8 protein-coding genes and 1 pseudogene are annotated in these 7315 nt (G+C 65.9%); 1 reads left to right on the forward strand and 8 read right to left on the reverse strand.

Annotated features, from left to right (window positions below):
* Positions 1-20: 20 nt before the first annotated feature.
* Together GSQ95_RS04710 and GSQ95_RS04715 are read right to left on the reverse strand one after the other, a co-directional pair.
* On the reverse strand, positions 21-800 hold the full coding sequence (locus GSQ95_RS04710; protein WP_158889940.1) for an SGNH/GDSL hydrolase family protein: 780 nt from the start codon (positions 798-800) through the stop codon (positions 21-23).
* 152 nt (positions 801-952) lie between these two features.
* Complete coding sequence (locus tag GSQ95_RS04715; protein WP_158889942.1) at positions 953-2632, reverse strand: long-chain fatty acid--CoA ligase; 1680 nt, start codon at positions 2630-2632, stop codon at positions 953-955.
* A 259-nt stretch (positions 2633-2891) separates the two neighbouring features.
* On the opposite strand from GSQ95_RS04715, the gene GSQ95_RS04720 reads away from it, so the two are divergent.
* The gene (locus GSQ95_RS04720) at positions 2892-3362 is read left to right on the forward strand and encodes a MaoC family dehydratase (RefSeq protein ID WP_158889944.1); all 471 of its coding nucleotides are present in this window, start codon (positions 2892-2894) and stop codon (positions 3360-3362) included.
* A gap of 16 nt (positions 3363-3378) precedes the next feature.
* On the opposite strand, the gene GSQ95_RS04725 is transcribed toward GSQ95_RS04720, so the two are convergent.
* From GSQ95_RS04725 to GSQ95_RS04750, 6 genes and pseudogenes are all read right to left on the reverse strand, one after another.
* Entirely contained in the window at positions 3379-3954 is a 576-nt protein-coding gene (locus tag GSQ95_RS04725) for a DUF1349 domain-containing protein (protein ID WP_158889946.1), read from the reverse strand.
* 53 nt (positions 3955-4007) lie between these two features.
* Positions 4008-5078: a chemotaxis response regulator protein-glutamate methylesterase gene (locus tag GSQ95_RS04730; protein ID WP_133859372.1), complete on the reverse strand. Its 1071-nt coding sequence runs from the start codon at positions 5076-5078 to the stop codon at positions 4008-4010.
* The gene (locus tag GSQ95_RS04735; RefSeq protein WP_158889948.1) at positions 5075-5584 is read right to left on the reverse strand and encodes a chemotaxis protein CheD; all 510 of its coding nucleotides are present in this window, start codon (positions 5582-5584) and stop codon (positions 5075-5077) included. The genes GSQ95_RS04730 and GSQ95_RS04735 overlap by 4 nt, the downstream gene beginning before the upstream one ends.
* Positions 5585-5586: 2 nt before the next feature.
* Complete coding sequence (locus GSQ95_RS04740; RefSeq protein WP_158889950.1) at positions 5587-6390, reverse strand: protein-glutamate O-methyltransferase CheR; 804 nt, start codon at positions 6388-6390, stop codon at positions 5587-5589.
* Between the two features lie 10 nt (positions 6391-6400).
* Positions 6401-6871, reverse strand: a complete 471-nt coding sequence (locus tag GSQ95_RS04745; protein WP_158889952.1) for a chemotaxis protein CheW — start codon at positions 6869-6871, stop codon at positions 6401-6403.
* Positions 6871-7315, reverse strand: a pseudogene (locus tag GSQ95_RS04750) (methyl-accepting chemotaxis protein); the annotation flags it as partial. The pseudogene GSQ95_RS04750 and the gene GSQ95_RS04745, both read right to left, overlap by 1 nt.

Raw genomic sequence — 7315 nt, forward strand, 5'->3', positions numbered from 1 at the left:
CGCGCAGGGGCGGTAGCGCATTAGCGCTTGGCCTGGACGCTGGCTACGTTCAGCTTGGCCGGCGGCGTGCGCAGGGCCATGTCCAGGGACTGCAGGGCCTTCCAGGCGTCCTGTTGCAGATCGGCGGGATCGGCGTGATCGAACTTGATCTTTTCGCCGGCGGCCGGCAGCGGCGGACGGGTGCCGTAGATCAGCGCATAGAAGACCGAGGCGGTCAGGTAGGTGCCGGTAAAGGACGGATGGCTGCCGTCGGGCAGGAACAGCCCCGGCTGCGGCTGATCGGCCAGGGCCTTCTGCCAGGCCTGGCCCACCGGGGCCAGCAGCGCGCCGGTCTCCTTGGCCAGGGGGGTGTAGACGCTGTCCAGTTGCGCCTGCATGGTCGGGTTATTCTGCCGGGCCCAGGTCAGGTAGAGGATCGGCTGGGCGCCGTCCTTGCGCGCCAGGTCGGCGATCAGGCGTACGTACTGACGGGTGAGGTCCGGATTCTTCACCGGCATCATGCTGTGATCCTGGATCACCACGTAGTCGTAGTTGGCCTTGGCCAGCTCGTCCTGCACGTCGTGGCGCTTCCAGTGTTCCTCGAGGCTGGCGCCGCTGAAGGTCACATGCTTGACGTCCAGCGGACGCGACTGACCGGCCTCGACGGACATCTGACGGACCATTGCCGGCAGATCGTTGACGAAGGTGTAGCTGTTGCCCAAGAACAGGACGCGGATGGGTTCACCGGCCTGGACCTGACCGAGCACGCTGGAGCCCAGCAGGAAGAGGCCCAGCAAGGCCTGGCGTACGCTAATTCGCATGGTGTGTCCTCAAGGAAAGAGGTCGGAGAGATGACGGCAAAATGCCGCCTGCGGTTTATACCCGAACCTCTTGCGAAAACCATGCTTGGAAACCAGCGGCACCGCTACCAGTCGACGAGAGGTAGCGGCGCAGGGGACGTAGTGGCGTCCTGTTACGCCTTCTTGAGTTCGGCGTCACGCAGTTCGCGACGCAGGATCTTGCCGACGTTGGTGGTCGGCAGGCTGTCGCGGAATTCCACCAGCTTGGGTCGCTTGTACCCGGTGACGTTGTCGTGCATGTGCTTGAGCACCTGCTCGGTGGTCAGGGACGCACCGGGCTTGGGCACCACGAAGACCTTGATCTTCTCCCCCGCCACCTCATCGGGAATGCCGATGGCCGCGCACTGCATCACCCCGGGCAGCTGGGAAAGCACCTCTTCCAGCTCGTTGGGATAGACGTTGAAGCCGGACACCAGAATCATGTCCTTCTTGCGGTCGACAATGCGCAGGTAACCATCCGGCTCGATCACGGCGATGTCGCCGGTATGCAGCCAGCCCTCGGCATCCAGCACCTCGGCAGTGGCCTCGGGGCGCAGCCAGTATCCCTTCATGACCTGGGGGCCCTTGACGCACAACTCGCCGGGGGTGTCGAAACCCTGGGCCACGCCATCGGCATCCACCACCTTGCAGTCGGTGCCCGGCACCGGCACGCCGATGGTGCCCAGCCGGCGACGCTCCAGCGGATTGAAGCTCACCACCGGACTGGTCTCGGTCATGCCGTAGCCTTCGCAGATGCCGCAGCCGGTGACCTCTTCCCAACGCAGGGCCACGGATTGCTGCAGCGCCATGCCACCGGAAAAGGTCACCTTGAGCTGGGAGAAATCCAGCTGGCGGAAATCCTCGCTGTTGCACAGGGCGGCAAACAGGGTGTTGAGACCGACGAAGCCGTTGAAGCGCCACTGCCTGAGTTCCTTGACCAACGCCGGCAGGTCGCGCGGATTGGTGATCAGGACGTTGTGGTTGCCCTGGATCAGCATGGCCATGCAGTGAATGGTGAAGGCATAGATGTGGTAGAGCGGCAGCGGCGCGATCATGACCTGGGCACCGCCGCCCAGGTACTTGGTCATCAGCACCTGGCACTGCAGCATGTTGGCCACCAGATTGCGGTGGGTCAGCATGGCGCCCTTGGCGATACCGGTGGTGCCGCCGGTGTACTGCAGCACGGCGACGTCCTCTGCCGCCGGATCGGCGTCGACGAAATCGACGTGCTCGCCCTTGGTCATGGCATCGACGAAGCGGATGGAATGGGGAATGCGATAGGCCGGCACCATCTTCTTGACATGGCGGACCACGGCGTTGACCAGCAGGCGCTTGAAGGTCGGCAGCAGGTCGCCGACCTCGGTGATGATGACGTGGCGGATATCGGTCTGCGGCAGCACCTGTTCGGCCAGGTGCGCCATGTTGGCCAGGCAGACCAGCGCCCGGGCGCCGGAATCTTTGAACTGGTGCTGCATCTCACGCGCGGTATAGAGGGGGTTGGTGTTGACCACCACCAGACCGGCGCGCATGGCGCCAAAGACCACCACCGGGTACTGCAGCACGTTGGGCATCTGCACGGCGATGCGATCGCCGGGTTGCAGGTCGGTGTGCTTCTGCAGATAGGCGGCGAACTGGCCGGACAATTCATAGAGTTCGCGGTAGCTCAGCGTGCGACCCAGATTGCTGAACGCCGGGCGCTCGGCGTAGGTCTGGCAGGCCTCGCGAAATACCGCCAGGACGTTGCGATAACGGTCCAGGTCTATGTCTGTCTGGATGCCCTCGGGATATTTGTCACTCCAGAAATTCGGCATCATGCAGCCCGCTCCCGCTCTATGGTTATTGTTCGTTGGCGTGCCGTGATCAGCGCTGAACCGGCCCTGCGAGCCTAGCAGTTTTGCCTAGCCCGCAACAGCATCAATATCCGCCCTGAACGTCACCTAATGACCATATGGTCAATTGCGGTCATTCTTTCTGCCGGCTTTTCTGGGAGGCGATTAGCCTCCGGCGGCGAGGCTGGGTAGAATGCCCGGCTTCGCGGCGTCCGCCGCCTTGTCACAGCTGCTGGAGCGCCTCATGAGCCTGACCGAAAACATCCCTTATGAAGCCCTCGAAGTCGGCCAGAAGGTGACCGTGACCCGCATCATCGAGGAGCGTGACGTGCTGCTGTTCGCCGCCGTTTCCGGCGACTGCAACCCGCTGCACCTGGACGCCGATTTCGCCGCCAAGACGCTGTTTCGCGAGCCCATCGCCCACGGCATGCTCAGCGGCGCCCTGATCAGCGCCGCGGTGGCCTGCAACCTGCCGGGACCGGGCACCCTCTATGTCGACCAGACCATGACTTTCGAAAAGCCGGTCAAGCTGGGCGATACCCTGACGGTGGAAATCGAGGTGCTGGAAAAGCTGCCGAAGTTTCGCGTGAATCTGGCGACCCGGGTGTTCAACCAGCACGGTGACAAGGTCGTCGACGGCGTCGCCAAGGTGGTCGCGCCGCGCAAGGCGGTGCAGGTGCAACAGGTCGAACTGCCCCCCGTCACCGTCGGCTGAGCCCCCCTTCCCCGCTTCAACTCAGATCGGCCAGGCCTCGTTGCAACGGGGCTTGCAGACTGAACTCGCTGAACGCCACTTCCATGCCGCCCCGCTCCGGGGTGCCGCACACCGGGCCGACCCGGTATTCCGCAGCCGCTGGCAGGCTGGCCAGGCGCAGCAGCGGCCAGCGCTGACCGTCGAACGAGGCCTGGACCCGCAGGGTGCCCTGGGTCAGGGTGACCCTCAGCCACACCTCCTCGCGCTCACCCAGGGGCGCGCCCACGGCCAGGTCCGAGCGTCCCAGGGTCAGGACGCTGAGCAGTTGGGGGGTATCGTCGAAGTAGCCGATGCCGACGCGCAGCCACTGCTGCTCATCGATCCGCACCATCAGCCCGGCGTGGTCGCCCTGGTTCTTGCAGCGCGCCGCCACTCGCAGCTGGGCGGTGAAGCCACTGGTGACCCGGGCGCCGAAGAAGTGGCCGCTGTGGCGCTCGGCGCCGTCGTGGGTCTGACGCCAGAAGTTACTGTGGCGATCGGTGATGACCCGCAGCCGCTCGGGCTCGGCCAGCCAGGTCTCGGGTTCATTGATCCATTGGCAGATGTCGAACATGGGGCTCTCCTCGCGTGCTCGCGCTTGGAGTCCCGCCTGCCCCGCAAGTTCGTCTAGACCCCGCCCTTGAGAATGGCGGCGGCGATCTGGCCGAGGCCGATTTCCTGCTCCACCGCGCCGAGCTTCATGGCTTCCTTGGGCATGCCGTAGACCACGCAGCTGTCTTCGTCCTGGCCGAGGGTACGGCCGCCGACGTCACGCAGCTCCTTGAGGCCGCGAGCACCGTCGTCGCCCATGCCGGTCATGATGATTCCCAGGGCATTGCTGCCGGCGGCCCGCGCCACCGAGCGGAACAGCACATCCACCGAGGGGCGATGACGACTCACCGGCGGACCGTCGACCACGTCCACCTGATACTGGGCACCACTGCGCTTGAGCAGCATATGGCGACCGCCCGGCGCGATCAGCACCCGCCCCGGCAGGACCCGATCGCCATGCCGGGCTTCGCGCACCTCCAGCTCGCAGAGGCGATCCAGGCGCTCGGCGAAGGCGGCGGTGAAGCGCTCGGGCATGTGCTGGACCACGACGATGCCCGGGCAGACCCGTGGCAACGAGGTCAGCACCGCTTCCAGGGCCTGGGTCCCGCCAGTGGAGGTACCCAGGGCGACGATGCGCTCGGTGGTGCGCGCCATGGCCGGGCTGCCGCCGGCCGGCAGGATGGCGTCGGCGCTGAGCTTGGGCGTCGGCACCACCGGCACGCCTCGGGGCGCCAGGCGCTTGAGATTGGCCCGGGCAGCGGCCTTGACCGCGCTGGTGAGGTCGTCCGAGGCGTCCTTGAGGAACTGCTTGAGATTGGCCTGGGGCTTGGTGACGATGCTGACCGCCCCGGCGGCCATGGCCTGCAGGGTGGTGGCGGCGCCCTTCTCGGTCAGGGTCGAGCAGATCACCACGGGGGTCGGGCGCTCGGCCATGATCTTCTTGAGAAAGGTGATGCCGTCCATGCGCGGCATCTCCACGTCCAGCACGATGACGTCGGGCCACTGCTTGCGCATCTTGTCCTGGGCGAATACCGGGTCGGCGGCGACCCCCAGCACCTCGATGGCCGGATCCTCCGCGAGACTCTGGGCGAGCACCTGCCGCACCACGGCGGAGTCGTCGACGATAAGGACCTTGATCTTGTTCATGGAGTAAGTCTCGTAAGCGGCGGAACATAGGGTAGCTCCACCTGTTGCATGAGCACCCGGCCGTCGACGAGGTCCAGGGACAGTTTGCGATGGCCGGCGCCGCGGACATGGGTCCGCACCGCGTGAATACCGGCCTGGGCCAGCTGCGCCAGCGCCGTCTCGACGTTGACGTCGCCGATGCTGCGGACGCGCTCGCGCAGGAGCTGGGGAAACATGTTGCCGCCGCCGTAGAGGTGCACCTGATAACCGGGCAGGTCACCGCCGTGGCGCGCGATCGCCCCCAGTAGCAACTGCAGGGATTCGTCGACATAGTGGCCGTCAGCGGGCGCACCGGGCGCGGCGCGCTGACGCCTGGGCAACAGCGCATGGGTCATGCCGCCGAGACGGCGCCGCGGATGCCAGAAGACGAAGGATACGCAGGAGCCCAGGATAGTGCGGATCCGCACCTCGCCCTGGCCGAAATACCAGTCGCCAGGACGCAGGAACAGCTCCGGCGCGGCTGCCATGGCTAGAGCGGACGTTGATAGATGGAAGGGCTGACCATTTTCAAGGCGTCGGTCACCCCGTTGAGGCTCTCGGAATGACTGACGAAGAAGTAGCCACCGGGTCGCAGATGGCGCACCAGACGGGCCACCACCTGGCGCTTGGTGGGCACGTCGAAGTAGATCATCACGTTGCGCAGGAAGATGATGTCGAAGGTGCCCAGCTCCGGTAGCGAATTGTTCAGATTGATCTGGCGAAAGGCGATCCGCGCGGTCAGGCGCGGATCCACCAGAAAGGTACCGTCGTTGTCGCCCACGCCCTTGAAGCAGTAGCGCCGCAACAGCGCCGGCGGGATGTTCTCGGCTTCGGCGAGCGGATACTGGGCATTGCGCGCCTTGGCCAGCACCCGGGTGCTGAGGTCGGAGGCGACGATTTCCCAGGGGCGCTCGCCCAGTCCTTCGGCCAGGGTCATGGCCAGGGTATAGGGTTCCTCTCCCGAGGAGCAGGCGCCGCTCCACAGCCGCAGCGGCTGGCGCCTGTCCCAATTCGGCAGCACCTGCTCGCGCAGGAAGTCGAAGTGCTTGGGCTCGCGAAAGAAGTAGGTTTCGTTGGTGGTCAGGAGATCGACCGCCATCTGGCATTCGGCCTGGTCGCGCTGGATCAGCTGGAAATAGGCGTCGTAGCTGGGCGTGCCGCGCTGGCGCACGCGCTTGGCCAGGCGACCGCTCACCAGCGGGCGCTTGGCATCGGACATGCTGATGCCGGCGACCCGGAAGATGAAGCTGCGAAACTGGCGGAATTCGCTGTCGGTCAGCGCGGGGAGTTCCATGGTTCGCGACTCAGGCAGCCGTCATGGCGGCGAGCTGGGCGAGATCGTCTGCGCCCAGCACCCGATCCATGTCGAGCAGGATGACGAAGCCGGCACCCTGCTTGGCCATGCCGAGGATGAAATCGGTGCGGATCGAAGCGCCGAAGCGCGGCGCCGGCTCGATGCCGTCGGTGCCGATCTCCAGCACCTCGCAGACCGCGTCCACCACGATGCCGAATACCTGGGGACCACCGTCGACCTGGATCTCCAGCACCACGATGCAGCTGCGGCGGGAGGTCTCGGTCACCTCGTTGCGAAAGCGCACGCCGAGGTCCATGACCGGCACGGCGGCGCCGCGCAGGTTGATGACGCCACGGATGGCCGGCGGCAGCATGGGCACCGTGGTGACCGCGCCGTACTCGATGATCTCCCGCACGCAGCCGGTGTTCACGCCGTAGAGATCACCGGCGAGCTGAAAGGTCAGAAACTGGCGCAATAGCATCAGGCGTGCTCCTCGAAACGAGCGAAACCGGCCGGCACGCTGCCACGGGGCGCGCGACGGGGCGAGTCGATCAGCGCCGAGGTGCGCTCGGCCAGGCTCGGGCCCGAGCGCTTGGCGCCGGGACGGGCAACCTGCTGCGCCACCGGCGAACCGCTCAGGGTGAAGTATTCCATCATCTGCTGGAGCTGCTCGGCCTGGCCGCTCATCTCTTCCGCGGTGGCGGCCAGCTCTTCGGACGCCGAGGCGTTCTGCTGGGTGATCTGGCTCAGTTGCAGCATGGCGCCATTGATCTGCTCGACCCCGGCGCTCTGCTCTTCGGAAGCCGCGGTGATTTCCTGCACCAGGTCGGAGGTCTTGTTGATGGAGGGCACCATCTCGCCCAGCAGCGATCCGGCGCGCTCGGCCAGGGCCACGCTGCTCTTGGCCACGGTGCCGATTTCCTGG

This window comes from Pseudomonas sp. BAV 4579 (assembly GCF_009765395.1).
GTDB lineage: Bacteria > Pseudomonadota > Gammaproteobacteria > Pseudomonadales > Pseudomonadaceae > Chryseomonas > Chryseomonas aestiva.

Excerpts from the sequence above, each read along its gene's own strand:
- GSQ95_RS04710 (WP_158889940.1), bottom strand. The coding sequence starts at position 800 with ATGCGAATTAGCGTACGCCAGGCCTTGCTGGGCCTCTTCCTGCTGGGC.
- GSQ95_RS04715 (WP_158889942.1), bottom strand. The coding sequence starts at position 2,632 with ATGATGCCGAATTTCTGGAGTGACAAATATCCCGAGGGCATCCAGACA.
- GSQ95_RS04720 (WP_158889944.1), top strand. The coding sequence starts at position 2,892 with ATGAGCCTGACCGAAAACATCCCTTATGAAGCCCTCGAAGTCGGCCAG.
- GSQ95_RS04725 (WP_158889946.1), bottom strand. The coding sequence starts at position 3,954 with ATGTTCGACATCTGCCAATGGATCAATGAACCCGAGACCTGGCTGGCC.
- GSQ95_RS04730 (WP_133859372.1), bottom strand. The coding sequence starts at position 5,078 with ATGAACAAGATCAAGGTCCTTATCGTCGACGACTCCGCCGTGGTGCGG.
- GSQ95_RS04735 (WP_158889948.1), bottom strand. The coding sequence starts at position 5,584 with ATGGCAGCCGCGCCGGAGCTGTTCCTGCGTCCTGGCGACTGGTATTTC.
- GSQ95_RS04740 (WP_158889950.1), bottom strand. The coding sequence starts at position 6,390 with ATGGAACTCCCCGCGCTGACCGACAGCGAATTCCGCCAGTTTCGCAGC.
- GSQ95_RS04745 (WP_158889952.1), bottom strand. The coding sequence starts at position 6,871 with ATGCTATTGCGCCAGTTTCTGACCTTTCAGCTCGCCGGTGATCTCTAC.